This window comes from Pseudomonas sp. GW822-FHT04H02, from assembly GCF_058800645.1.
Genome location: NZ_JBXAMM010000006.1, coordinates 207,769 through 233,517 on the forward strand (window position 1 = coordinate 207,769; position 25,749 = coordinate 233,517).

A 25,749-nucleotide genomic window follows, 5' to 3' on the forward strand; every position below is an offset into this window, starting at 1 on the left:
GGCGCTCACTCTGGCCGCTTGAGGCGTGTGGCGTGAGGCTGCTTTCTAGTGCCCGGCGGTTTTCGAGAACAACTGGATCACCACCACGCCGAGGACGATCAGCGCCATGCCCAGCATCGCCGGGATATCCAGCTTCTGGCCGTACAGAAACAGCGCGGCGATGCTCACCATGACGATGCCCATGCCGGCCCATACCGCGTAGGCCACGCCCACCGGCACCGTACGCACCACCAGGGTCAGCATCCAGAAGGCCACGCCGTAGCCGACGATGATCAATGCCAGGGGCAGCGGAGTGCTCAGGCCCTTGACCGCTTTCATTGAAACAGTGGCGATCACTTCCGCGCAGATGGCGATAGCCAGGTAGTAGTAAGCGTTCATGGGAGGGTTCCTCGGGGCTGGGACTGCTTTATGAGGTCGGCATTCTAGAGAAAGTTCAGATGGGGTAAAGTCATTACCTATCTGGATGATAGATAGGTTGTGCCATGAACATGCAATGGAACCTGGAGCAGTTGCGCCTGTTTGTCGGGGTCGCCGAACTGCGTTCGTTTTCTGCCGTGGCCCGCCAGCAGCGCAAGGCGCAATCGGCCATCAGCAGTGCCATCGCCCAGTTGGAGGATGACCTGGGAGTGAGCCTGTTCGAACGCAGCAGTGGCCGCCAGCCAAGGCTGACGGAGGCGGGCAGTGCACTGTTGCAGGAAGCGCGGGAGATCCTGCGCCAGTGCGACCGCCTCAATGGCCGGGCGCTGGCCTTGATGCGCGGCCAGGAGGCGCGGTTGCGCCTGGCCCAGGACGAAGCGATGCCCTATCAGCCGGTGCTCGACAGCCTGGAGGCTTTGGCGGAACACTTTCCCAGCCTGGAGGTGCAACTGGCCAGCGGGGCCCAGGGCGACGTAGCGCGCAAACTGGTGGAGCGCCGGGCCGACCTGGGGTTGCTGTTTCACCATGAGCAGATGCCGGAAACTTTGGAGCGCCGGGCCCTGGGCAGTGTGGAGATGGTCACTGTCTGCGCCGTGGGGCATCCGCTGGCCCATGAAAAAAGGGTCAACCGCCAGTTGCTGGCGCTACACCGGCAGTTGCTCATCGCTCCGCAAGCCAGTGGCTACCCCGGTGGTGAGCAGGTCAGCCCCCAGGTCTGGCGGGCTGACAGCTTCTACGTCCTGGCCGAATGGCTGATGCGCGGGCTGGGCTGGGCCTGGCTGCCACGGCATGTGGTGCAGTACCCGGCCTATCAGAACCAGATGGTGGAGCTGGCCAGCCAATGGACGCCCCCGGCACTGGTGGTGGAGCTGGCCTGGCGCCGTGACGAACCTCTGGGCCCCGCGGCGCACTGGCTGGCAGAACGTTTTGCCGTGCACCTGAAGGCGATCGGCTAAAAAACCGATAAACTCCGCCGCCATGAATAGAACTCTCTATACCGCATTGTTTTACCTGGGGCTGCCGTTGGTAGCGATCCGCCTGTGGCTGCGCTCGCGCAAGGCGCCGGCTTATGCCAAGCGCATTGGCGAGCGTTTCTCTCTCGGCTTGCCGAGCATGCAACCCGGTGGCATCTGGGTGCATGCGGTGTCGGTGGGCGAGAGCATCGCTGCCGCGCCGATGATCCGGGCGCTGCTGGCGCGTTATCCACAGCTGCCGATTACCGTGACCTGCATGACTCCCACCGGCTCCGAGCGCATCCACGCGCTGTTTGCCAACGAGCCGCGGATCCAGCACTGCTACCTGCCCTACGACTTGCCTTGCGCCGCGGCGCGGTTTCTCGATCGGGTGCAGCCCAAGCTGGCGGTGATCATGGAAACCGAACTGTGGCCCAACCATATCGACCAGTGTGCCCGGCGCGGGATTCCTGTAGCCCTGGCCAATGCCCGGTTGTCCGAGCGTTCGGCCAAGGGCTATGGGCGTTTTGCTCGGCTGACCGCACCGATGCTGGCGCAGATGAGCCTGTTCGCGGTGCAGACCGAAGCCGAGGCCCAGCGTTTCCTCCGGCTTGGGGCTCGCCCAGAGACTGTGCAAGTGACCGGATCGATCAAGTTCGACCTGAGCATCGACCCGCAGTTGCTGCAGCGGGCCACTGAGCTGCGCCAGCAATGGCAGGCCATGGAGCGCCCGGTGTGGATCGCCGCCAGTACCCACGAGGGCGAAGACGCGGTGGTGCTCGATGCCCACCGGCAACTGCTGGGCAATTACCCCAATGCCTTGCTGATCCTGGTGCCGCGGCACCCGGAGCGCTTCGACTCGGTGCATGAGCTGTGCCGGCAGCAGGGTTTTGCCACGGTGCGCCGTTCTGCAGCCGAGCCGGTGCTGGCCACCACCTCGGTACTGCTGGGGGACACCATGGGCGAATTGCTGTTCCTCTATGCCCTGGCCGACAGCGCCTTTGTCGGCGGCAGCCTGGTGCCCAACGGTGGGCACAACCTGCTGGAGCCGGCAGCCCTGGCCAAGCCGGTGATCAGCGGGCCGCATCTGTTCAATTTCCTGGAAATCGCCGCGATGCTGCGTGAGGCCGGAGCCTTGCAGGAAGTGGACGATGCCGAGGGGCTCGCGGTGGCGGTGCAGCGTCTGTTCGAGCTACCCCAGGATGCGCGCAAGATGGCCGATGCCGGGCTCAAGGTGCTCAAGGCCAACCAGGGCGCCTTGCAACGGCTGCTCGACGGCCTTGGCCGCCTCCTGGGCAGGCACTGATCGTCGCCTTCGGTAGCCGCTGTCGCATGGCCGTAAAAGGCCGTTACACCGCCATGAAAAAGGCCACCGCAAAGGTGGCCTTTTTCATGCCTGCGACCTTCAGGGGCGGGCCCTGAGCTGCTCCTGGGCGGCCTTGGCCAGGTCTGGCGGCAGGAAGTCGCGATCTGGGTTGTAGTCGGCCTTGAGATAGCGCGACAGGTCCTGCAGGTCCCCCGGATTGAGGGTGCCGGCCGCCTGTTTCAGGCGCAGGTTGTCGAGGATGTAGTCGTAGCGGCTGTTGTTGTAGTTGCGCACCGAGGTGTACAGCTGGCGCTGGGCGTCGAGCACATCGACGATATTGCGCGTGCCCACCTGGTAGCCGATCTCCGTGGCCTCCACTGCGCTCTGGTTGGAAATGATCGACTGGCGCCGGGCCTGGACCTGCTCGACATCGGTGTTCACCGCGCGGTGCAGGTTGCGGGTGTTTTCCACCACCTGGCGGCGCAGGGATTCACGCTGTTGCTCGGTCTGGCTCAGGCGCGAGTAGGATTCACGCACCTGGGAGCTGGTCAGGCCGCCGCTGTAGATCGGAATGTTCAGTTGCAGGCCGATGGAGCGCTGTTCGACGTCGCTGCCATAGCGCGTCAGCGGGTTGGGGTTGCTGAAGCCCAAAGCATCGTTGTCGCCTTTCTTGTACTGCGCCACTGCGTCCAGGGTCGGCGCATGCCCGGCCTTGCGCTGCTTGAGGGTTTCCTCGGCGGCGCTGACTGCGTAGTTGCTGGCCAGCAGGTTGAGGTTCTGCTTGGCGGCGGTGTCCACCCAGGCCTTGGCGTCGTTGGGGGTCGGCGCCAGCACTGGCAGGGTATGGACGATGCCCTGGATCGAGTTGTACTCGCGGTTGGTCAGGGTGATCAGGGCCTCGAAGGCATCATCCACCTGGCGCTGGGCAAGGATCCGGTTGGCCCGGGCAGTATCGTAGCTGGCCTGGGATTGCAGGACGTCGGTCTTGTCCGACAGGCCCACGTCGAAGCGTTCGTTGGATTGGTCCAGCTGACGCTTGAAGGCCGCTTCCTCGGCCTTGGTCGAGGCCAGGTTGTCCTGGGCGCGCAACACCGCGAAGTAGTTCTCTGCGCTCTGCAGGATCAGGTTCTGCTCGGTGGCCGAGAGTTGCAGGGAAGCCTGTTCGTTGATGTCCTTGGCCGCCTGCAGCTGGAACCAGCGGTCGGCCCGGAACAGTGGCTGGGCCAGGGTCGCCTGGTAGACGTTGCCGCTGCGGGTAGAGGTCATCGACGGTTCGTCGAACTTGGTGCGGGTGTTGTTCATGTCCGCGCCGGCCGAAAGGTTGGGCAGCAACCCGGCACGAGCCTGGGGCACCACTTCCTTCTGGGCACCGTACTGGGCGCGCGCAGCGGCCAGATCGGCATTGTTGTCCACCGCTTCCTGATAGACGCTGACCAGATCGGTCTTGGTGGTCAAAGGCGCTTCTGCTGCCCAGGCCATTCCATTGGACGCACAAGACACGGCAACAGCCAGTGAGAGTTTGCGCAGCATTCGGCGATCCCTAGAGTTGATATTACGGCAATAATTCAGGCGCCAAGGCTAAGGCGCGACCCACAGAGCGTCAAGGTTCGACACAGGGCAACGAGTGTAGATGCGCTGGGGGGTGGCAACAATCCTGCAATTACGCCATTCATCATGCTGATCGTACGGGGGGTTGGCGTTCTGCTGTGGCTTTGTCTAGACTGGCCCGGTTCTTGTCGGGGTGCCTTGCTATGAGGCTGAGATCGGATAATCCGGATCCCGTTGAACCTGATCAGGTTAGCGCCTGCGTAGGGAACAAGATTTCTCGTCACCCGGCGAGTCCTCTTGTGCTTCGTCCGGGATGTTGTTCGACAATCGAACACCCCTCGAGTACCAAGCACTGCACTCACTAGTTGCCTAGCCAGGGTGCGTCCGTCCGTTACAGGTTCGCTCCGACAAAAATCCACTGCCTGGATGCTGTCTGGAGAGCCCGTGATGACTACAAAATTAAAAAACGCTAGCAACCTCAGTGAGTCGGCCCAAGTCGACCAACAATCGGTTCAGCCCTTTACCCGCTCGCAAAAAGTCTATGTCCAGGGTTCGCGCCCGGACATCCGCGTGCCCATGCGCGAAATCACCCTGGACGTGACCCCCACCGACTTCGGCGGCGAGATCAACGCCCCGGTGACCGTGTATGACACCTCCGGCCCCTACACCGATCCGAACGTGGTGATCGATGTGCGCAAGGGCCTGGGCGATGTGCGTTCGGCGTGGATCGAGGACCGTGGCGACACCGAGCGCCTGGCCGGCCTGAGCTCCAACTTCGGCCAGCAGCGCCTGGCCGACCCGGAGCTGACCAAGCTGCGCTTCGCCCACGTCAACAACCCGCGCCGGGCCAAGGCCGGGGCCAACGTCAGCCAGATGCACTACGCGCGCAAAGGCATCATCACCGCCGAGATGGAATACGTCGCCATCCGCGAAAACATGAAGCTGCAAGAGGCCCGTGCCGCCGGCCTGCTGAAGCAGCAACACGCCGGCCACAGCTTCGGCGCCAGCATCCCCAAGGAAATCACCGCCGAGTTCGTGCGTGAGGAAATCGCCCGTGGCCGCGCGATCATCCCGGCCAACATCAACCACGTCGAACTGGAACCGATGATCATCGGCCGCAACTTCCTGGTGAAGATCAACGGCAACATCGGCAACAGTGCCCTGGGTTCCTCGATCGAGGAAGAAGTGGCGAAACTGACCTGGGGCATCCGCTGGGGTTCGGACACGGTGATGGACCTGTCCACCGGCAAGCACATCCATGAAACCCGCGAGTGGATCATCCGCAACTCGCCGGTGCCGATCGGTACCGTACCGATCTACCAGGCCCTGGAAAAGGTCAACGGCGTGGCCGAGGACCTGACCTGGGAGCTGTTCCGCGACACCCTGATCGAGCAGGCCGAGCAGGGCGTGGACTACTTCACCATCCACGCAGGCGTCTTGCTGCGTTACGTGCCGCTGACCGCCAAGCGGGTCACCGGCATCGTGTCCCGGGGTGGCTCGATCATGGCCAAGTGGTGCCTGGCGCACCACAAGGAGAACTTCCTCTACACCCACTTCGACGAAATCTGCGAAATCATGAAGGCCTACGACGTCAGCTTCTCCCTGGGAGATGGCCTGCGCCCGGGGTCGATTGCCGACGCCAACGACGAAGCCCAGTTCGGCGAACTGGAAACCCTCGGCGAGCTGACCAAGATCGCCTGGAAGCATGACGTGCAGTGCATGATCGAAGGCCCGGGCCACGTGCCGATGCAGTTGATCAAGGAGAACATGGACAAGCAGCTGGAGTGCTGCGACGAGGCGCCGTTCTACACCCTCGGCCCGCTGACTACCGACATTGCCCCCGGCTACGACCACATCACCTCCGGTATCGGTGCGGCGATGATCGGCTGGTTCGGCTGCGCCATGCTCTGCTACGTCACGCCCAAGGAACACCTGGGCCTGCCGAACAAGGATGACGTGAAGACCGGGATCATCACCTACAAGATCGCCGCGCATGCTGCGGATCTGGCGAAAGGTCACCCGGGCGCGCAGATCCGCGACAACGCCTTGTCCAAGGCGCGTTTCGAGTTCCGCTGGGAAGACCAGTTCAACCTCGGCCTGGACCCGGACACCGCCCGTTCGTACCACGACGAGACCCTGCCCAAGGATTCGGCCAAGGTCGCGCATTTCTGCTCCATGTGCGGGCCGAAGTTCTGCTCGATGAAGATCACCCAGGAAGTGCGTGAGTACGCAGCCAACCAGCGTATCGAAGCGGTGGATGTGGATGTCGCCAAGGGCCTGGCGGAACAGGCCGAGCGCTTCAAGCAGGAAGGCAGCCAGCTGTACAAGAAAGTCTGACCCCTCTCTGCAGGAGCGGGCTTGCCCGCGAACCAGGCGCTGCGCTCTCGACAAGGTGGCGCTTTCGCTGGCAAGCCGGCTCCTGCAGAGGCTGGGCGTTCGAGATAGCCCCCGTGAACATTCCTGTAGGAGCGGGCTTGCCCGCGAACCGGGCGCCGCGCTCTCGACAAGGTGGCGCTTTCGCCGGCAATCCGGCTCCTGCAGACCCTATTCCTTCGAGATATCAACCTTGAGCAGTCCAATCAGTACCTACTCTCCCGATCTCGCGGTACCGGCCGACAAGCGCGTGTTTGGCGCCCGCGATCTGTTTTCCCTGTGGTTCTCCCTCGGTATCGGCCTGATGGTGCTGCAGACCGGCGCCTTGCTGGCGCCAGGCCTGGGGCTGGCCCATTCGCTGCTGGCGATCCTGCTCGGCACCGCGGTCGGCGTTCTGCTGCTGGCGGCGGTGGGGGTGATCGGCAGCGACACCGGCCTGTCGTCCATGGCTGCGCTCAAACTCAGCCTGGGCCGGCGCGGTGCCAGCCTGCCGGCACTGTTGAACCTCTTACAACTGGTGGGCTGGGGCTCGTTTGAAATCATCGTCATGCGCGATGCCGCGAGCCTCCTGGGCAGCCGGGCCTTCAGCGAAGGCAGCCTGCTGGCCAACCCGTTGCTCTGGACCCTGTTTTTCGGTGCCCTGGCCACCTTGCTGGCGGTCAGCGGGCCCTTGACCTTCGTCCGGCAGATCCTGCGCAAATGGGGAATCTGGTTGTTGTTGGCCGCCTGCCTGTGGCTGACCTGGAACCTCTTCGCCCGAGCCGACCTGGCGGCGCTCTGGGCCCAGGCCGGGGACGGCTCGATGCCGTTCGCCGTGGGTTTCGATATCGCCATCGCCATGCCCTTGTCCTGGTTGCCGCTGATCGCCGACTACTCGCGGTTCGGCAAGCGCGCCAAGAGCGTGTTCGGCGGCACGGCCCTGGGCTTTTTCATCGGCAATTTCTGGTTGATGAGCCTGGGCGTCGCCTACACCCTGGCCTTCGCTCCCAGTGGTGAAGTGAATGCCTTGCTGCTGGCGCTGGCCGGGGCCGGGCTGGGGATTCCGTTGCTGCTGATTCTGCTGGACGAATCGGAAAATGCCTTTGCCGATATCCATTCGGCGGCGGTTTCCAGCGGCATCCTGCTGCGCCTCAAGGTCGAGCACCTAGCGCTGGCCATAGGCGTGCTCTGCACCCTGATCGCCTGCCTGGCGCCGTTGGCCCAGTACCAGAACTTCCTGTTGCTGATCGGCTCGGTATTCGCGCCGCTGTTTGGCGTGGTGCTGGTGGATCACTTCATCCTGCGTCGGCGCTCGGGGCAGAACCCGGCGTCAGCCTTGCGCTGGCCGGCGCTGCTGGCCTGGCTGGGTGGGGTGAGCACCTATCATCTGTTGGCCAATCTGTACCCGGATATCGGCGCAACCCTGCCGTCACTGGTACTGGCAGGGCTGCTGCAATGGCTGTTGGGCCGGGCTTTCAGTTGCCGCCAGGAAACAGCTCGGGCTTGAGCACGCCCTTGAGGCGGTCGTAGGGGATCTGCAGTTCGATGTGGCCCAGGACCGAGGGCGCGATGGTGGTGACGTCGTACTTGAGGGTCACGGCGTTGCGGGTCAGCGCTACGTTCTGGGTCTTCTGGAAGGGCCAGGTCTTCACGAACTCGGCCTCGCGATCCAGGTGAGTGCTGATCAGCCAGTTGTTGTGGGCGACCCGCGCGGCCTTCCAGAATATCTCTTCCTGGCCGGGCAGGAGCATGTCCGCCAGGTTCAGGGCCTTGTGCTGCTGGCGTGAATAGTTGACGAAGCCACGGCCCGGGGTGCCGTTGGCGGCGCCGGTGTCCAGGTAACTGGCCAGTTCGATGATCACCAGGCCGTCATGCTGCTCGCGTAGCTTGGATTGCAGGTACATGCCGTGGCGGTCCGGCGCGCTGCGCAGGAACTGCTCGCGATAGGCCGCAAGGCTGGCCGGCAGCGCAGCATCGGGGCTGGTGCGGGTCATTTGCAGCAGGCGCTTTTCGACGATGGCATCCAGCTGCGGTTCGGCGGGGAAGTGCACGGTGTCGAGGTTGACCAGCGGGCAGTCGGCGCCGCTACAGCCCGGCTTGAGTTGTTCGGACTTGTCCCGGGTGGTTTCCAGCGGGGTCATGTAGCTGGGTTGAAACAGGCTTTGGCAGGCACCCAGGGTCAGGGCGATACAGGCCACGGAGGCGATTTTGACAAGCGACATGGGCGTCCTTCATAAACCAGGGGGAGGCAAAAGTTACCGGCTTCGACTGCCTGCGAGGCAGTCGGTTCGCCACTAAGCTCAATAGAGGCAATTAGAGTAGGTTTAGCCCCTCGCCGTCTATCCCGCTGAGGGTAAAGGGGCTGCATGATCAGCTGCGAGCGCGTTAGGATGGCGCGAAGTCGAGGGGGATCCTCGGATTGAACACGCTGTACACGAGGATTGTTATGACTGACTTTGCCAACTCCACGCCGAGTGCCGTCGAGATCATCCGGCGCGAAAACTGTTTCCAGGGTTTCTACCGGCTCGATCGCCTGCAACTGCGTCATGAGCTGTTCGCCGGTGGCATGGGGCGTGAAATCAATCGTGAAGTCTTTGTCCGTCACGATGCGGTCTGCGTACTGCCGTACGACCCGCAGCGCGATGAGGTGGTGCTGATCGAACAGTTCCGCGTCGGTGCCATGGGCAAGACGGCTTCGCCCTGGCTGGTGGAACTGGTGGCCGGGCTGATCGACAAGGACGAGCAGCCGGAACAGGTTGCCCGCCGCGAGGCGCAGGAGGAAGCTGGCCTGGACATCTCGGCGCTGTGGCCGATGACCCAGTACTTCCCGTCGCCCGGTGGCAGCACCGAATTCGTCCATCTGTACCTGGGGCGTTGCGACAGCAGCGCCGCCGGTGGGCTGCATGGGCTGGAGGAAGAGGCGGAAGACATTCGGGTGTGCGTGATGGCCTATGAGGATGCCTTGCAGGCCATGCGCGACGGGCGGATTTGCAATGCCGCCAGCATCATTGCCTTGCAGTGGCTGGCGCTCAATCGCGCGGAAGTGAGGGGGTTATGGTCGTAAACAAGGTACGCGACCGCTATCGGGTGGATCTCGCGGGGCTGCAAGCTTCCTGCGAGGCCAACTACGCCCGGCTGATGCGCCTGCTGCCCGACATGCGCAACCAGCCCGTGGCGCGGCGCATCGCCGTGACCCAGGGCGACCAGATGCTCGGCGTACTGGCCCTGGAGGTGGTACTGGCCTGCCCGTATACCACCACCTTGCAGGTGCGCCAGGAGCACAGCCTGCCCTGGCTGCCTGTGCCGCAGTTGGAAGTGCAGGTCTATCACGACGCGCGCATGGCGGAAGTCATCAGTGCCGAACATGCCCGGCGTTTTCGCAGCATCTATCCCTATCCCAATGCCTTCATGCACCAGCCTGATGAAAAGGCCCAGCTGAACGTGTTCCTCGGCGAGTGGCTGAGCCACTGCCTGGCCTGCGGTCACGAGTTCGAAGCCGTGCGCTAGATGTGAACTGGGTCCGCTTCCCAGGTTTCCTCTTTTTCACTTCCCCCAGCATAATTGCCCCCTTCTTCACGCTTTGTGATCTTGCTCCGGGAGAACGCCGTGCCAAGCGTATCCGCACTGACTGCCGCCGACCCCGTGTTGCTGGTGCAGCTGTCCGATAGCCACCTGTTTGCCGAGACGGACGGCACGCTCTTGGGCATGAACACCGCCGACAGCCTGCAACGGGTCATCGACCTGGTGTTGGCGCAGCAGCCACGGATCGACCTGATGCTGGCCACCGGCGACCTGTCCCAGGACGGCACGCTGGAGTCCTATCAACGCTTTCGCCAACTGACCCGGCAGATTGCCGCCCCAGGCCGCTGGCTGCCGGGCAACCACGACGAACCGCAGGTCATGGAGCAGGCCGCCAGCGGCAGTGACTTGCTGGACCCGGTGGTGGACATCGGCAACTGGCGCATCACCCTGCTGGACTCGGCGGTGCCGGGTTCGGTACCGGGTTATCTGCAGGATGAGCAGTTGCAACTGCTGACCCGCTCCCTGCGCGAAGCACCAGAGCGGCACCACCTGGTCTGCCTGCATCACCATCCGGTGTCCATCGATTGCGCCTGGATGGAGCCCATCGGCCTGCGCAATGCCCAGGCGCTGTTTGCCGTGATCGACGCTTTCCCCCAGGTGCGCGCCGTGCTCTGGGGGCATGTTCACCAGGAGATCGATCGCCTGCGGGGCGACGTGCGGCTATTGGCCTCACCTTCCACCTGCATCCAGTTCGAGCCCTTGAGCGACGACTTCAAGGTCGAGGAGCAGGTGCCGGGCTACCGTTGGTTGCGGCTGCTGCCCGATGGACGGCTGGAAACCGGCGTGCAGCGGGTCGAAGGCTATGAATTCACCATCGACTACGGTAGCGAAGGCTACTGAAGCGGCTGCGTAACCTGGCCCCATCCCTGTAAACTGCGGCTTTTGCCCAGGTGCACAGGGAGCTCGCATGTCCGGTTCGATCCTCTATATCCACGGCTTCAACAGTGCTCCGGCATCGACCAAGGCCTCCCAGTTGCGCCAGGTCATGGAGCAGCTCGGCCTGGCCGGGCAACTGCGGGTGCCGGCCCTGCATCACCATCCGCGCCAGGCCATTGGCCAGCTGGAACAGGCGATTGCCGAACTCGGTCGTCCATTGCTGGTCGGCAGCTCGCTCGGCGGCTACTATGCGACTCACCTTGCCGAGCGCTATGGTCTGAAGGCCCTGCTGATCAACCCTGCTGTCAGCCCGCACCGGATGTTCGACGGTTATCTGGGCACGCAGAAGAACCTGTACACCGACGAGACCTGGGAGCTGACCCACGACCATGTCGCGGCCCTGGCAGCGCTGGAAGTGGCGCCGCCCCAGGACCCTGAGCGTTATCAGGTGTGGTTGCAGACCGGGGACGAGACGCTGGACTATCGCAGCGCCGAGCGCTACTACCGCGCCTGCGCCTTGCGCATACAGGCCGGCGGCGATCATAGTTTCCAAGGTTTTGCCGGACAATTGCCGGCGATGTTGAATTTTGCCGGCATCACTGCCGATCAGTACCAGGCGATCGACTTCACTGCACTGTGAGCCTTCGCCCCATATTCATTGAACGACTAACGACGAGAACCCATGGCCACTCCCAGCGCTAGCTCTTATAACGCAGACGCCATCGAAGTCCTCTCGGGACTCGACCCGGTGCGCAAACGCCCGGGCATGTACACCGACACCACGCGGCCCAACCATTTGGCCCAGGAAGTCATCGACAACAGCGTCGACGAAGCCCTGGCCGGCCATGCGAAGTCGATACAGGTCATCCTGCACGCCGACCATTCCCTGGAAGTGTCCGACGACGGCCGCGGCATGCCCGTGGACATCCACCCGGAAGAAGGCGTGTCCGGGATCGAGCTGATCCTCACCAAGCTCCACGCCGGCGGCAAGTTCTCCAACAAGAACTACCAGTTCTCCGGCGGTCTGCACGGGGTGGGCATCTCCGTGGTCAACGCCTTGTCGAACCAGGTGCGGGTGCGGGTCAAGCGCGACGGCAACGAATACCAGATGACTTTCGCCGACGGCTACAAGGCCACCGAGCTGGAAGTGGTCGGCACCGTGGGCAAGCGCAACACCGGCACCAGCGTGTACTTCGCTCCGGACCCAAAATACTTCGACTCGCCGAAATTCTCCGTCAGCCGTCTCAAGCACGTGCTCAAGGCCAAGGCCGTACTCTGCCCGGGGCTGCTGGTGAGCTTCGAGGACAAGTCCAGCGGCGAGAAGGTCGAGTGGCACTACGAAGATGGCCTGCGCTCCTACCTGGTGGATGCGGTCAGTGAATTCGAACGCCTTCCGGCCGAGCCGTTCTGCGGCAGCCTGGCAGGGAACAAGGAAGCGGTGGACTGGGCCCTGTTGTGGCTGCCCGAAGGCGGCGACAGCGTCCAGGAAAGCTACGTCAACTTGATCCCCACGGCCCAGGGCGGCACCCATGTCAACGGCCTGCGCCAGGGCCTGCTGGATGCCATGCGCGAGTTCTGCGAGTTCCGCAACCTGCTGCCCCGCGGCCTGAAGCTGGCCCCGGAAGACGTCTGGGAGCGCATTGCCTTTGTCCTGTCGATGAAAATGCAGGACGCGCAGTTCTCCGGCCAGACCAAGGAGCGCCTGTCATCCCGCGAGGCGGCGGCGTTCGTTTCCGGTGTGGTCAAGGACGCCTTCAGCCTGTGGCTCAACGCCAACCCCGAGCTGGGCATGCAACTGGCGGAGCTGGCCATCAGCAACGCCGGGCGCCGCTTGAAGGCCAGCAAGAAGGTCGAGCGCAAGCGCATTACCCAGGGCCCGGCACTGCCAGGCAAGCTGGCGGACTGTGCCGGCCAGGACCCGATGCGCTCCGAGCTGTTCCTGGTGGAGGGTGACTCCGCCGGCGGTTCGGCCAAGCAGGCGCGGGACAAGGAATTCCAGGCGATCCTGCCGTTGCGCGGCAAGATCCTCAACACCTGGGAAGTGGACGGCAGCGAGGTCCTGGCCAGCCAGGAAGTGCACAACATCGCCGTGGCCATCGGGGTCGATCCGGGCGCCGAGGACATGAGCCAGCTGCGCTACGGCAAGATCTGCATCCTCGCCGACGCCGACTCCGACGGCTTGCACATCGCTACCTTGCTGTGTGCCTTGTTCGTCCAGCATTTCCGTCCGCTGGTGGATGCCGGTCACGTCTACGTGGCCATGCCGCCGCTGTACCGCATCGACCTGGGCAAGGAGATCTACTACGCCCTGGATGAAGCCGAGCGCGACGGCATTCTCGACCGCCTGGTGGCCGAGAAGAAGCGCGGCAAGCCACAGGTCACCCGATTCAAGGGGCTGGGTGAAATGAACCCGCCGCAACTGCGCGAGACCACCATGGACCCGAACACCCGGCGCCTGGTGCAGTTGACCCTGGACGACGTCGAGGCCACCGCGGAAATCATGGACATGCTGCTGGCCAAGAAGCGCGCCGGTGATCGCAAGTCCTGGCTGGAGTCCAAGGGCAACCTGGCCGAGGTGCTGGCCTGATGCACAGAGGTTTTGCCCTGGCCCTGGCGCTATTGGCAACCTCGGTGGTGGCCGCGCCGGCGCCCGAACTGAAACTGCTGTCCGAGCATCCTGTGCAAGGCATGCGCGGCGGCAATCTGTCCGGGCTGGCGCTGTGTGGTCAGGAGCTCTGGACCGTCTCCGATCGCGACGACGAGCAGATCTACAGGCTCGATACCCGGAACACTGTCTGGCAGGCCGAGACCGTCGGGATCGAGGCGCCTGCGGTGCCGGATTCCGGCTTGCCCTGGGGCTTGAAGGTGCGGACCTGGGCGGCGTCCTTCGTGCGTGGCGGCGACCTGGACTTCGAGGGCATCACCTGTGATGCCGCCGGCAACAAATATGTGGTCAGCGAAGCCCATGCCGCGGTGCTGCAGGTTCCGGCGCAAGGCGCGCCGGCCTGGTTGAAGATTTCCCCGATCATGGTGCGCGAAGCCCGTGCCAGCGGCATGCTGCTGCACTTCAATGCCCTGTTCGAAGGGCTGGCGGTCAACCCTGCCGGGGATCGGATCTGGCTGGCGGCGGAACGCGAGCGGCGCGGGCTGCTGTTGATCAAGCGTGGCCAGACCGCCTGGGACTGCGATGGCGGTTGCGTGCTGCTCAGTGAAGCAGGGGCGCTAATGCAGCCTGAGCAGGTGCCCAACGCCAAGGCCGTGTCCCGTGACTTTGCCGACCTGTCGCTGTTCGACGGCAAGCTGTTCACCCTGGAGCGCAACGCCTATCAGATCTGTCGCCGTGACGCGCTGAGCGCCAAGGTCGAGCAGTGCTGGTCGTATGCTGGCGAAGCACTGGTGGAGCATCGGCGTTATCCACAGCCCTATGGGTTGGCGGAAGCCCTGGTGGTGGACGCCAAGGGCGCCTGGATTGGCCTGGACAACAACAACGGTGCTCGCGCCGACGGCGAGGCCCGACCGATCGTCTGGCGTTTTGCAGCTCCCGAAGGCGGCTGGAGTGCCAAGCCGTGAGCCAGCAACCGGGCAAGAGTGCCGGGCGGGTGATGCTGATCATGGCCTGGGCGGCGGCGCTGTTCCTGGCCACGCGGTTCTTTGCCGACTGGGAAGCGCACCAGGAGAACCCCAACACTGTCGTCAGTTCGCAACAACATGAGGGTTACATCGAAGTGCAACTGGCGGGCAATCGCCAGGGGCATTTCGTCGCCAGCGGCCATATCAACGGGCGGCCGGTGCAATTCATGCTCGACACCGGGGCCACCGACGTCTCGGTACCTGCGGATCTCGCTGAACGTCTGGGCCTGGAGCGCGGTGCGCCGGTCACCCTGAGCACGGCCAATGGGCGCAGCGAGGGTTATCGGACCCGTATCGAACTCCTGCAGTTGGGGGATATCGTGCTGCGGGACGTGGCCGCGCTGGTGGCGCCGGGGCTCGACGGCGACCAGGTTCTGCTGGGCATGAGCGCTTTGAAAAAACTTGAATTTACTCAGCGCGGCGGCAGCATGCTGCTGCGCCAGACTACGAACCAATGAGGCCCGCATGAGCGACTCCCTTGATCTCAGCCTGGATGGCGTAGAACGCCGGTCACTGGCTGACTTCACCGAAAATGCCTACCTCAACTACTCCATGTACGTGATCATGGACCGTGCTCTGCCGCATATCGGCGACGGCCTGAAACCGGTACAGCGGCGTATCGTCTACGCCATGAGTGAGCTGGGGCTGGATGCCGATTCCAAGCACAAGAAATCCGCGCGTACCGTGGGTGACGTGCTCGGCAAGTTCCACCCGCACGGCGATTCGGCCTGCTATGAGGCCATGGTGCTGATGGCCCAGCCTTTCAGTTACCGCTACACGCTGGTGGACGGCCAGGGCAACTGGGGTGCGCCAGACGATCCCAAGTCCTTCGCTGCCATGCGTTACACCGAGGCGCGCCTGTCGCGCTATTCCGAAGTGCTGCTCAGCGAACTGGGCCAGGGCACTGCGGACTGGGGGCCGAACTTCGACGGCACGCTGCAGGAGCCGCTGGTACTGCCGGCACGCCTGCCGAACATCCTGCTCAACGGCACCACCGGCATCGCCGTGGGCATGGCCACCGACGTGCCCCCGCACAACCTGCGGGAAGTGGCTTCGGCCTGCGTGCGCCTGCTGGATGAGCCCAAGGCCACGGTCGAGCAGCTCTGCGAGCATATCCAGGGGCCGGACTACCCCACCGAAGCCGAGATCATCACCCCGCGTGCCGACCTGCTGAAGATCTACGAAACCGGCCGTGGCTCGGTGCGCATGCGCGCCGTGTACCGGGTCGAGGACGGCGACATCATCGTCACCGCGCTGCCGCACCAGGTCTCCGGGGCCAAGGTGCTGGAACAGATCGCCGGCCAGATGCAGGCCAAGAAGCTGCCGATGGTGGCCGACCTGCGTGACGAGTCGGACCATGAAAACCCGTGCCGCATCGTGATCATCCCGCGCTCCAACCGGGTCGACGCCGATGAGTTGATGCAGCACCTGTTCGCCACCACCGAGCTGGAATCCACCTACCGGGTCAACATCAACATCATTGGCCTGGACGGCAAGCCGCAGTTGAAGAACCTGCGGGCCCTGCTGGTGGAGTGGCTGGAGTTCCGGGTCACCACCGTGCGTCGCCGGCTGCAGTTCCGCCTGGACAAGGTCGAGCGTCGCCTGCATCTGTTGGACGGTTTGCTGATTGCCTACCTCAACCTGGATGAAGTGATCCACATCATCCGTACCGAGGAGCATCCACGGGCCAAGCTGATCGAGCGTTTCGCCCTGAGCGAAATCCAGGCCGACTACATCCTCGACACGCGCCTGCGCCAATTGGCGCGTCTGGAAGAGATGAAGCTGCGGGCCGAACAGGATGAGTTGCTCAAGGAGCAGGCCAAGCTGCAAGCCTTGCTCAACAGCGAAGCCAAACTGAAGAAGCTGGTGCGCACCGAGTTGCTGCAAGACGCAGAAACCTACGGCGATGACCGCCGTTCGCCGATCGTCGCCCGGGCCGAGGCCAAGGCGCTGTCGGAAAACGAGCTGATGCCTACCGAGCCGGTGACTATCGTTCTGTCGGAAAAAGGCTGGGTGCGTTGCGCCAAGGGGCATGATATTGACGCCACTGGTCTGTCCTACAAGGCCGGTGATGGCTACAAGACCGCCGCGCCCGGGCGTTCCAACCAGTTCGCGGTGTTCATCGACTCCACCGGGCGCAGTTACTCGGTGGCGGCCCATACGCTGCCATCGGCCCGGGGTCAGGGCGAGCCGCTGACCGGCCGTCTGACGCCGCCGCCGGGTGCGACGTTCGAATGCGTGCTGCTGCCGGATGACGATGCCTTGTATGTGATCGCTTCTGACGCCGGCTACGGCTTCGTGGTCAAGGGCGAGGACCTGCAGGCCAAGAACAAGGCGGGCAAGGCGCTGTTGAGCCTGCCGAACAATGCCAAGGTGCTGGCGCCGCGGCCAGTGGCCGATCGTGAACAGAACTGGCTGGCTTCGGTGACCACCGAAGGGCGCCTGCTGGTGTTCAAGATCAGCGACCTGCCGCAGCTGGGCAAGGGCAAGGGCAACAAGATCATCGGCATTCCCGGTGAGCGCGTGGCCAGCCGTGAAGAGTACGTCACCGATATCGCGGTGCTGCCGGACGGCGCGACCCTGGTGCTGCAGGCTGGCAAGCGCACCTTGTCGCTCAAGGCTGACGATCTGGAGCACTACAAAGGCGAGCGCGGGCGCCGTGGCAACAAACTGCCTCGCGGCTTCCAGCGGGTGGATGCGTTGTTGGTAGAGCCTCTCAGTTAAGGGCGGGCTAGAGCGTTCGATCTGCGATTTAAGCGCAGGATCGACGCTACAACACTGGAGTCAGGGCGCATATTCACGGATGATATGCGCTTTCAAACGCTGGCGTGGCCGGGCGTTATTCAGGTTTTTTTTGAGTATTTACACTGTGGCTAGCCTTGTGGCCGCCACCTGGATGGGATGATGACTGCTCTGCGCCTTCCTCTTGTTTTCTTGCTCGCCGGCGTTCTTGGCCTGGCGGGTTGCAGCGTACACCAGCCGGTGTCGCTGTATCAGCTGGACAGCGGAAGTCCAGCTCAGCCGGCCAGTGCCGGCATGTCGGTATTGCTGGGGCCGGTGCTGATCGCCGATTACCTGCAACGTGAAACCCTCCTGCAGCGTCAGGATGATGGCAGCCTGCAGGCCTCCACTGATGGTCGCTGGGCCGGCAGCCTGTCTTCGGACATCGACCAGTTGCTGTTGCGCCAGGTGGCCGGTCATCTCGACAGCCAGCGGGTTGTATTGGCTCCGGCCACCAGCGGCTTCACTCCGGATGTCCAGGTGCTGCTGTCGATCACTCGCCTGGATTCAGGCAAGTCGCAGCCGGCGGTGCTGGATGCGCAATGGCGCCTGATCGACCGTCGTGGCCAGGTGCGGGACAACCGCATCGTTCATCTGCAGGAGCAGCACGCGGGAACCACGGCGTCCCAGGTCCAGGCCCAGGGCGTGCTGTTGCAGCGTCTGGCGGAACAGTTGTCGGGTGCCCTCAAGCCTCTGGCCAATCAGCCGGCGGTGGCGGAGGTGCCACGCAAGGCGGCCCCGGCTCCTGCGCCCAAACCTGCCGAGCAGGAAAAGCAACCGAAGATCCCGATGGCCACGCCGATCCGCACGGATATGGAAGTGTTCAGGTTCTGAGTTGACACGCCGCGAGACAAGGCCCGCCCAACAGCGGGCCTTGTCGTTTCTGGCTCTGGCCAACGCAATCTCCTGTAGCCGCTGCCGAAGGCTGCGAGCGGGCCGCAGGCACGCAGCGATATCACCAGCGTTGAAGCCCCTGCGGGGCTTGTCGCAGGCTGCGCCAGCGGCTACACAAAGCTCATGAAAAAGCCCGCACTGGGCGGGCTTCTTTTTGCGGGTCAGCCTTACAGCTTGGCCCGTGTTTCATGCATGCGTGCCAGTTGCCGCTCCAGCATCGACGGGTAGGGCTCCATCAGGCGTTCCACGCAGCAGGCACCTTCCGGGCTGGCGATCGGGCGAATACGTGCCCGCTGGCGCAGCAGCGGGTCGTCATTGACCTTGCGCTCCACCAGCAGCAGGTTGCGGCTGTGCTGGGACAGGGCCAGGGCATCCTGAGCGGTTTCGGTGAGCAGCAGGTCGATCTGGCTCAGGCCGAACAGTTCGTCGCCCAGGGTCAGGCCCAGTTGCAGTTGCAGGGTGATGCCGCTGTCCGCCACTTCGATCTGCAGGGCATGGCCCAGGGCGCGCAGCAACTCGCCGCAGCAGATGGCGTTGGTCAGGTAGTCGTCACCGCTGTCTTCGCTGTGGAACAGCATCAGCGTGCTGCCATCGTTCAGGGTATGCAGTTCGCTCTGGTACAGCGAGGCGGCCTGGTCGAGGCAATCGCGGTAGCGTTCCAGCAGTTCCATCAGGCGGGCGCGGGGCAGGCGTCGCAGTTGCTCCTGGGCACCGAGTTGCACCGCCAGTACCGCACTGTGCTGGGGCTGGGCCGGAACCTGTGGTTGCGGTTGTGGCTTGGCAGCAGGCGTCGATGAGCTGTCCCGCAGGTCGGCGAAGGGGTCTTCCTCGTCCAGTTCGTCTTCTTCGGCGTGAACCAGGTGCCGGGGTGCAGGCTTCAGGCCTGCTACCGGAGCGCTTTCGTCGAAGCTCGGGTCCCGCAGGTTGCGCACTTCGAATGCCGGCTCATCGTCCTCGTCGTCTTGTACTTCAGCCTCGGGCTGCGGTGCCGGTTCGGGTTTTTCCGGCACCAGGCGGGCATGCAGCTGACGCGCCAGATCGCCGATTTCGTCCTGGCGCTGAGTGGCGGGAGTGTGTTCGTCCAGGTCACGCAGCCAGACTCGCAGTTGCAGCAGCGGAGTCGAGATGTGCCGCCCCAGGCGCAGGCTCAAGGCCAGGGCCAGGGCCAGCAGGATGGCGCTGAGGATGCCCATGCTTTGCAGGCTGATGGTCATCGGCTGCTGGAATTGCGCCATGTCCAGGCTGATTCGCAGGTTGCCCGCGGTCACGTCCTGGAAGGTGATCTTGGTCTGGTACACGCCCTCGGTTTCACCCAGCAGGCTGCTCTTGGGGCGCTGGCCGGCCTCGGCGAGGATGCGGTTGTCCACGCTGTAGATGGCCGCGTGGGCCACCAGCGGGTTCTTGGTCAGATTGTTGAGCAGGACATTGAGGCTGAGGATGTCGTTGGACACCAGCAGCTCGGTGGCCGAGGTGGCGGTCTGGGTGGTCAGGCTCTGACCCAGGGCGTCGGCTTGTTCGTGCATGGCTTGCTTGAACTGCAGGCCCATCACGCCGGCATAGATCACCAGGGCCAGGGCGACCAGGATCACGTTATGGCTGGCAATGCGCAATGCAATCGGCACACGGCGGTGGCGCAGTGCACGGAAGATCAGCAGGAAGAAGTTATCGGTTTTAACTGGCGTGGGCCGGTTCACTGAGCTCGGCTCTTTTGTCCGTGAAGTTGACGCGCAGTATAGCGACAGGCCCTAGACCGGCAAAGCGCTGGCTGTGCCCGATGGTCACCGAAAGTGGGTAGAATGCGCTTTTTTTCCACCTCGGGGGTGCGCCTTGCGCGAAATTGTCCTGATAAACATCACCGGCGAAGATCGTCCCGGTCTGACTGCGGCCATTACCGGCGTTCTGGCCCAGGGTGGTGTGAACATTCTCGACATCGGTCAGGCGGTGATCCACGACACCTTGTCGTTCGGCATCCTGGTTGAAATTCCCAGCAACGAGCAGAGCTCGTCGGTGCTCAAGGACATCCTGTTCACCGCCTACAAGCTCGACCAGCAGGTGCGCTTCACGCCGGTGTCCGAGGAGGATTACCAGCAGTGGGTCGCCGGGCAGGGCAAGAAGCGCCATATCGTGACCCTGCTGACGCGCAAGGTTACCGCCGAACAGTTGCAGCGCGTGAGTTCCATCACCGCCAAGTACGGCCTGAACATCGACCATATCGATCGCCTGTCCGGGCGCATGCCCCTGGACATGCCAGCCGACCAGGGCAAGGGCTGCATCGAGTTCTCGGTACGTGGCGAAGCCGCCGATCCGCAAGCCCTGCGGGCCGAGTTCCTCAGCGTGGCCCAGGAGCTGAACGTCGATATCGCGTTCCAGGAAGACTCGCTGTTCCGCCGTAACCGGCGCCTGGCGGTGTTCGACATGGATTCGACGCTGATCGAGGCCGAAGTCATCGACGAGCTGGCCAAGGCGGCCGGTGTCGGCGATCGGGTCGCGGAAATCACCGAGCGGGCGATGGCCGGCGAGCTGGACTTCCGCGCCAGTTTCAAGGAGCGCCTGGCGCTACTCAAGGGCCTGGACGTCAATGTGCTGGACGCCATCGGCGCCTCCCTGCGCCTGACCGAGGGCGCCGAAACCCTGTTCGCCGAGCTCAAGCGCCTGGGCTACAAGACCGCGATCCTCTCCGGCGGCTTCACCTACTTTGCCAAGCAGCTGCAAGCCAAGCTGGGTATCGACTACGTGTTCGCCAACGAGCTGGAAGTGGTGGACGGCAAGGTCACTGGCGTGGCGGTGGAGCCGATTGTCGACGCCCAGCGCAAGGCTGATCTGCTGCGTGAGCTGGCGCACAAGGAAGGCCTGCGCCTGGAGCAGACCATCGCTGTCGGCGATGGCGCCAACGATCTGCCGATGCTCGGCATTGCCGGCCTGGGCGTGGCATTCCGCGCCAAGCCGCTGGTCAAGCAGTCGGCCAAGCAGGCGATCTCGACCCTGGGCCTGGATGGCGTGCTGTACCTGCTGGGGTTCCGTGACCGCGACGGGCAGCTCTGAGCCGCCGGAAAATCCCCGCCCATAAAAAACGCCGCTGATCAGCGGCGTTTTTTATGTCCGGCATTCAGGCCTCAAGCCTTGGGCAGGCCCAGGCCCTGGCCCATCCGCACGGGCGAGCCGGCAGCCAGCTCTTGGGCCCACTGCACCTGGTCCGGGCCAAACAGCACGATGGCCGTGGAGCCCAGCTTGAAGCGGCCCATTTCGGCGCCTTTCTCCAGGTGGATCGGAGCGCGGGCGGCTTCGTCGTAGCGCACGGTCTTGAGTTCGCGCTTGGGCGGCGTTACCAGGCCGGCCCAGACGGTTTCGATCGAAGCGACGATCATCGCGCCCACCAGCACCAGCGCCATCGGGCCGCGCTCGGTATCGAAGATGCACACCACGCGCTCGTTGCGTGCGAACAGCTCGGGTACGTTTTCAGCGGTAGTCTGGTTGACCGAGAAGATCCGGCCCGGCACATAGACCATTTCCCGCAGGGTGCCGGCCAGGGGCATGTGCACCCGGTGGTAGTCCTTGGGGGAGAGGTAGATGGTGGCAAAGTCGCCGCCCATGAACGGCTGTGCCAGGGCCGGGTCACCGCCCAGCAGTTCCAGCACGCTGTAGCTGTGGCCCTTGGCCTGGAACACTCGGCCGTGTTCGATCGGGCCCAGTTGGCTGACCGCGCCGTCGGCAGGGCTGAGCACCGCGCCCGGGGTCGGGTCCAGCGGCCGCGCGCCGTCTTTGAGGGCGCGGGTGAAGAAGGCGTTGAAATGCTCGTAGGCGGTCACGTCCTCGACCTGGGCCTCGGACATATCCACTTGATACTGCTTGGCGAACCAGCGGGTGAAGGCATTCTTGAACCAGCGCACGCGGCACTCGGCAATGCAGCCGGCCAGGCGCGACAGCAGGTGATGAGGCAGCAGGTACTGGCTGATGATGAACAAACGCTTTTTCATTGGGTGTCCTTAAAAACCTTAAATCTCTACGGGCGTATCGGGATGATTGCCCCATTCGCCCCAGGAGCCGGCGTAGCCCTTGACCCGTGGGTAGCCCAGCGCCTTGGCCACCAGATAGGTGAAGCCGGAGCGATGGTGGGTCTGGCAGTGGGTGATCACTTCTTTGTCTTTGCTGATGCCCAGGTCCGCAAGGATCTGTGGCATGTCGCGGCGGATGCGCAGGTGGCGTGCCTGATCCATGCCGGCGGTCCATTCGAAATTCACCGCGCCGGGGATATGCCCGCCCTTGGCTGCCAGGACTTTTTCGCCGGAGTACTCCAGCGGTCCGCGGGCGTCCCAGATCACCAGGTCCGCCGCGCCGAGACGGCTTTGCAGGTATTCGCGGGTGGCGGTGGGCTCGTCATGCAGGGCCAGCGCCACGGGGCCGCCGACCGCGGCCGGCACTTCGGTAGACACGGGCAGGCCTTCCGCCAGCCAGGCCGGCAGGCCGCCGTCGAGGTAGTGGTAGCGGTGGTGGCCGATCACGTCCAGCAGCCAGATGAAGCGCCCGGCCCAGCCACCGCCTTCATCGTCGTAGACCACATAGACCGCGTCCGGGTTGTGCCCGAGTTCGCCGAACAGCGTTTCAAGCGCCGCTTGCGGCGGCAGCAGCCCGGGAGCCGGCGCCTGGCCCAGCTGAGTGCGCTTGGGGTCGACGAAGCGCGCCCCGGGAATATGCCCGGTTGCATAGCGGGCAGCGCTGGTCAGGTCGACCAGGATCAGTTCGCGGGCGTTCAGGCGGGCGAGCAGGTCGCTCGGTTCAATGACCAGCGGCAAGCCAGAGAAGTCAGACATGTCAGGTCCCCAGGGCGCAAAGGGAAGGATTGTAGCGCAAGCGTCATTGGCTGCGGTTGGTAAAGCTGTGCAAGGCTTTTTCGATGCACTGGGCGGTCTTGCCGAAGGCCTGGACGCTGATTTCCGAGAACGGCACGCCGCCCTGGTCGGCGATCGCCAGCATCAGTACCCGGCCATTGCACGACAGTGAGCGGATCAGCAGGTGTTCGCCGCGAAACAGCTGGCGCAGCGAGCTTGGCAGGTGAGGGGCGAACTGGGCCCGGTTGGCCGGGGTCAGGCGGATCTGCGCGGATTTTTCCAGCAGGCGTTGCAACAGCGGGCTCTGCTTGGCCTGCAGGGTCAGGCTGGCCGCTTCCCTGGGCATGCCGTAAAGCTGTTGCACTCGCAGGTGGCTCAGGCTGCGATCGACCATCAGCAGCATGACCCGATGCATGCCGCACGCCGCCAGGGCATCCCGGGCAAAGCCGGTAAGGTGCACGGCGTTGGTAAAGGGGCTGGGGTCCAGCAACAGTTCGCCGCAGAGCTTGCGCCACTTGGCCAGTTCCAGTGCGGTGGGCGCCGGGGCTGGTTGTTCGCCGTGATGCAGGCGTCGGGCATCCCAGGGCCAGAGCAGGGCCTGGGCCGGGTGCCAGAGATCGGGCTGGGTGTCGTTGCGGGCGCTTTGTACGGCCTGTTGGTGCAACTGTTGCTGGACCTGGTCCAGGGGGATCTGCAGATAAAGAGCGGTAAGGTTCTGCCAGCGCCGGCCATGGGGGCTGTTCCAGGACTGTTGCGCCGCCAGCGCCAGGCCGTTGGCCAGCAACACAGTGTTGGCCGGCTGGTTCAGCCAGCGCCGCAGGTCCGGTTCAGCGTCCAGGCGTTGTTGCTGGCGCAGCGGGTTGTCGCTGTCGCGGGCAATCAGCATGACCTTGGCCAGCAGGTGCTGCTCCTGGGTCAGCAGGCGATAGCCCTGCTGGACCCAGATCGGCAGGTGCCAGGCCAGGACCAGGGCCTGGCACATTTCCATCAGTCGCACTCCGAACAGTTGCAGTTCAACGTCGTGTGCGGATTCGTGCTTGTAGATGACCCGCAGTTCCCACTCTTCCAGCAGCTTGGGATAGACCAGGGCCATGGCCCAGAGCGGCGAGAGAAACAGCAGGCTGCCCCAGTGGATGTCCTGCCAGAGTCGCGCCAGGCGTCCGGCAAAGAAGCCATTGGCTTGCTGGCTGGCGTGCTGGCTGATCAGCTGGAACTGGCGCAATGCCTGGGGGATCTGCTCTTCAGGCAGCGTCGGCAGTTGCTCGAGCAACTCCTCGGTACGCTTGAGGCCCAGGCGGTTGACCGCGATCTCCAGGTTTTCCGCCGGTTCGCTCATGCTGCCGTGGGAATGCCGGTTGGCTTCGCGGATCACGCTCAAGGCCAGTGCCGGGCTGTTTTGCATCAGATCGACAATCTCCCGCAGCGAGCTGCGGTTGTTGGCAATGGCGCGGCAGACCCGGTCATGGCTGGCCTGGGGCACCGGCAGGCGCACGCCATTGAGGAGCTTTACCCAGGCGTCGAGAGAGGCGGGCGGAGAATGTGGGACGCTGGTTTCATTAGACATGGTCGGGCGCAATCATCGTCTGCTGTGAACACGCCCAGAGCGGGCCAAACTGGCTTTTCGCCTTAACTGGCTATAGTCTGGCGCAGTTTTGCCGATAAGTAGAAGAAGAGTTTTAAGAACTTCCGAATATGACCTTGAACCCGACTCAATAAGTACTCCCCTACCTATGGCTAAAATTATCGGCATCATCGTCGTATTCGCGAGCGTGCTCGGCGGATACGTGCTTTCCCACGGCAAAATCGCGGCACTGATCCAGCCTTTCGAAGTGCTGATCATCGGCGGCGCAGCCTTTGGCGCATTCCTCCAGGCCAACCCGGGCTATATGACGATGCACGTCGTCAAGAAATCCCTGGGCATGTTCAGCTCGCGCTTCACCCACACCTTCTACCTGGAAGTGCTGGGCCTGATCTACGAGATCCTCAACAAGAGTCGTCGCGAAGGCATGATGGCCATCGAAGGCGATATCGAGGACGCCGCGGCCAGCCCGATTTTCGCCAAGTACCCGGCGGTGCTCAAAGATGAACGCATGACCGCCTTCGTCTGTGACTATCTGCGCATCATGTCCTCCGGCAACATGGCTCCCCACGAGCTGGAAGGCCTGTTCGACATGGAGCTGTTCAGCCTCAAGGAAGACCTCGAGCATCCATCCCATGCGGTCAACGGGATTGCCGACGGCATGCCCGGTTTCGGTATCGTCGCGGCGGTATTGGGGATCGTGGTGACCATGGCCTCCCTGGGCGATGGCGACCAGAAGTCCATCGGCCTGCACGTAGGCGCGGCGCTGGTGGGTACCTTCTTCGGTATTCTCGCGGCCTATGGTTTCTTCGGCCCGCTGGCCCACTCCCTGGCCCACGACGCCAAGGAAGAACTGAACGTCTACGAAGCCATCAAGGCGTCGCTGGTGGCCTCGGCTTCCGGCATGCCGCCGTCCCTGGCCGTGGAGTTCGGGCGCAAGGTTCTGTACCCGGCGCACCGTCCTAGCTTCGCCGAGCTGGAACAAGCGGTTCGCGGTCGCTAAGT

Annotated in this window: 22 protein-coding genes and 1 riboswitch; of the genes, 15 read left to right on the top strand and 7 right to left on the bottom strand. The window is 63.8% G+C overall.

Going from position 1 to position 25,749, the window contains the following annotated elements:
* Window positions 1–45: 45 nt before the first annotated feature.
* Window positions 46–378, bottom strand: a complete 333-nt coding sequence (locus AC1RMG_RS25585) for a DMT family transporter (protein ID WP_011058907.1) — start codon at window positions 376–378, stop codon at window positions 46–48.
* Window positions 379–488: 110 nt separating this feature from the next.
* On the opposite strand from AC1RMG_RS25585, the gene AC1RMG_RS25590 reads away from it, so the two are divergent.
* Both AC1RMG_RS25590 and waaA read left to right on the top strand, forming a co-directional pair.
* Window positions 489–1,373 carry a LysR family transcriptional regulator gene (locus AC1RMG_RS25590; RefSeq protein ID WP_015633922.1) on the top strand — a complete coding sequence of 295 codons (885 nt, stop codon included), beginning with the start codon at window positions 489–491 and terminating at the stop codon, window positions 1,371–1,373.
* 22 nt (window positions 1,374–1,395) lie between these two features.
* Window positions 1,396–2,676, top strand: a complete 1,281-nt coding sequence (gene waaA, locus AC1RMG_RS25595; RefSeq protein ID WP_011058909.1) for a lipid IV(A) 3-deoxy-D-manno-octulosonic acid transferase — start codon at window positions 1,396–1,398, stop codon at window positions 2,674–2,676.
* A 99-nt stretch (window positions 2,677–2,775) separates the two neighbouring features.
* Here the strand turns inward: waaA and AC1RMG_RS25600 are convergent, their stop codons facing one another.
* Window positions 2,776–4,206, bottom strand: coding sequence for a TolC family outer membrane protein (locus AC1RMG_RS25600; protein ID WP_011058910.1), 1,431 nt, complete (start codon window positions 4,204–4,206; stop codon window positions 2,776–2,778).
* Between the two features lie 197 nt (window positions 4,207–4,403).
* A riboswitch (TPP riboswitch) is annotated at window positions 4,404–4,508 on the top strand.
* Between the two features lie 163 nt (window positions 4,509–4,671).
* On the opposite strand from AC1RMG_RS25600, the gene thiC reads away from it, so the two are divergent.
* Both thiC and cytX read left to right on the top strand, forming a co-directional pair.
* Window positions 4,672–6,561, top strand: coding sequence for a phosphomethylpyrimidine synthase ThiC (gene thiC / locus AC1RMG_RS25605; protein ID WP_015633923.1), 1,890 nt, complete (start codon window positions 4,672–4,674; stop codon window positions 6,559–6,561).
* A 229-nt stretch (window positions 6,562–6,790) separates the two neighbouring features.
* Window positions 6,791–8,083, top strand: coding sequence for a putative hydroxymethylpyrimidine transporter CytX (gene cytX, locus AC1RMG_RS25610; protein ID WP_493170533.1), 1,293 nt, complete (start codon window positions 6,791–6,793; stop codon window positions 8,081–8,083).
* On the opposite strand, the gene AC1RMG_RS25615 is transcribed toward cytX, so the two are convergent.
* Window positions 8,052–8,798 carry an RsiV family protein gene (locus AC1RMG_RS25615; protein WP_493170535.1) on the bottom strand — a complete coding sequence of 249 codons (747 nt, stop codon included), beginning with the start codon at window positions 8,796–8,798 and terminating at the stop codon, window positions 8,052–8,054. The two genes, cytX and AC1RMG_RS25615, sit on opposite strands and share 32 nt — an antisense overlap.
* A gap of 224 nt (window positions 8,799–9,022) precedes the next feature.
* On the opposite strand from AC1RMG_RS25615, the gene AC1RMG_RS25620 reads away from it, so the two are divergent.
* The 9 genes from AC1RMG_RS25620 to AC1RMG_RS25660 all read left to right on the top strand — a co-directional run bounded on the left by AC1RMG_RS25620 (window position 9,023) and on the right by AC1RMG_RS25660 (window position 18,279).
* Entirely contained in the window at window positions 9,023–9,640 is a 618-nt protein-coding gene (locus tag AC1RMG_RS25620; protein WP_011058914.1) for an NUDIX domain-containing protein, read from the top strand.
* The gene (locus tag AC1RMG_RS25625) at window positions 9,631–10,083 is read left to right on the top strand and encodes a DUF1249 domain-containing protein (RefSeq protein ID WP_011058915.1); all 453 of its coding nucleotides are present in this window, start codon (window positions 9,631–9,633) and stop codon (window positions 10,081–10,083) included. The genes AC1RMG_RS25620 and AC1RMG_RS25625 overlap by 10 nt, the downstream gene beginning before the upstream one ends.
* 99 nt (window positions 10,084–10,182) lie before the next feature.
* The gene (gene cpdA / locus AC1RMG_RS25630) at window positions 10,183–10,998 is read left to right on the top strand and encodes a 3',5'-cyclic-AMP phosphodiesterase (protein WP_041115433.1); all 816 of its coding nucleotides are present in this window, start codon (window positions 10,183–10,185) and stop codon (window positions 10,996–10,998) included.
* Window positions 10,999–11,065: 67 nt separating this feature from the next.
* The gene (locus AC1RMG_RS25635; protein WP_015633927.1) at window positions 11,066–11,674 is read left to right on the top strand and encodes a YqiA/YcfP family alpha/beta fold hydrolase; all 609 of its coding nucleotides are present in this window, start codon (window positions 11,066–11,068) and stop codon (window positions 11,672–11,674) included.
* Window positions 11,675–11,716: 42 nt separating this feature from the next.
* Window positions 11,717–13,621 carry a DNA topoisomerase IV subunit B gene (parE, locus tag AC1RMG_RS25640; protein ID WP_011058918.1) on the top strand — a complete coding sequence of 635 codons (1,905 nt, stop codon included), beginning with the start codon at window positions 11,717–11,719 and terminating at the stop codon, window positions 13,619–13,621.
* Window positions 13,621–14,604 carry an esterase-like activity of phytase family protein gene (locus AC1RMG_RS25645; RefSeq protein ID WP_493170537.1) on the top strand — a complete coding sequence of 328 codons (984 nt, stop codon included), beginning with the start codon at window positions 13,621–13,623 and terminating at the stop codon, window positions 14,602–14,604. The genes parE and AC1RMG_RS25645 overlap by 1 nt, the downstream gene beginning before the upstream one ends.
* A complete protein-coding gene (locus AC1RMG_RS25650; protein ID WP_011058920.1) occupies window positions 14,601–15,122 on the top strand; it encodes a retropepsin-like aspartic protease family protein in 522 nt (173 codons plus the stop codon). Before AC1RMG_RS25645 ends, AC1RMG_RS25650 begins: the two co-directional genes overlap by 4 nt.
* Window positions 15,123–15,129: 7 nt before the next feature.
* On the top strand, window positions 15,130–17,388 hold the full coding sequence (gene parC / locus AC1RMG_RS25655; protein ID WP_011058921.1) for a DNA topoisomerase IV subunit A: 2,259 nt from the start codon (window positions 15,130–15,132) through the stop codon (window positions 17,386–17,388).
* A 180-nt stretch (window positions 17,389–17,568) separates the two neighbouring features.
* The gene (locus tag AC1RMG_RS25660; protein ID WP_026019966.1) at window positions 17,569–18,279 is read left to right on the top strand and encodes a PqiC family protein; all 711 of its coding nucleotides are present in this window, start codon (window positions 17,569–17,571) and stop codon (window positions 18,277–18,279) included.
* Between the two features lie 227 nt (window positions 18,280–18,506).
* Here AC1RMG_RS25660 and AC1RMG_RS25665 read toward each other — a convergent pair whose 3' ends face one another.
* Window positions 18,507–20,033, bottom strand: coding sequence for an AhpA/YtjB family protein (locus AC1RMG_RS25665; protein WP_015633930.1), 1,527 nt, complete (start codon window positions 20,031–20,033; stop codon window positions 18,507–18,509).
* 133 nt (window positions 20,034–20,166) lie between these two features.
* Here AC1RMG_RS25665 and serB point away from each other — a divergent pair, with 133 nt between their 5' ends.
* Window positions 20,167–21,381 (top strand): phosphoserine phosphatase SerB, encoded by a 1,215-nt coding sequence (gene serB / locus AC1RMG_RS25670; protein WP_011058924.1) that lies wholly within the window; start codon window positions 20,167–20,169, stop codon window positions 21,379–21,381.
* Between the two features lie 71 nt (window positions 21,382–21,452).
* Here the strand turns inward: serB and asd are convergent, their stop codons facing one another.
* Genes asd through AC1RMG_RS25685 form a run of 3 tightly spaced genes read right to left on the bottom strand, consistent with a single transcriptional unit; the run spans window position 21,453 to window position 24,729 of the window.
* Window positions 21,453–22,313, bottom strand: a complete 861-nt coding sequence (gene asd, locus AC1RMG_RS25675) for an archaetidylserine decarboxylase (RefSeq protein WP_015633932.1) — start codon at window positions 22,311–22,313, stop codon at window positions 21,453–21,455.
* Between the two features lie 18 nt (window positions 22,314–22,331).
* Window positions 22,332–23,147, bottom strand: coding sequence for a thiosulfate sulfurtransferase (rhdA, locus tag AC1RMG_RS25680; protein ID WP_015633933.1), 816 nt, complete (start codon window positions 23,145–23,147; stop codon window positions 22,332–22,334).
* 43 nt (window positions 23,148–23,190) lie between these two features.
* A complete protein-coding gene (locus tag AC1RMG_RS25685; protein ID WP_053156088.1) occupies window positions 23,191–24,729 on the bottom strand; it encodes an HDOD domain-containing protein in 1,539 nt (512 codons plus the stop codon).
* A 166-nt stretch (window positions 24,730–24,895) separates the two neighbouring features.
* On the opposite strand from AC1RMG_RS25685, the gene motA reads away from it, so the two are divergent.
* Window positions 24,896–25,747 (top strand): flagellar motor stator protein MotA, encoded by an 852-nt coding sequence (gene motA, locus AC1RMG_RS25690; protein WP_011058928.1) that lies wholly within the window; start codon window positions 24,896–24,898, stop codon window positions 25,745–25,747.
* Window positions 25,748–25,749: the final 2 nt, after the last annotated feature.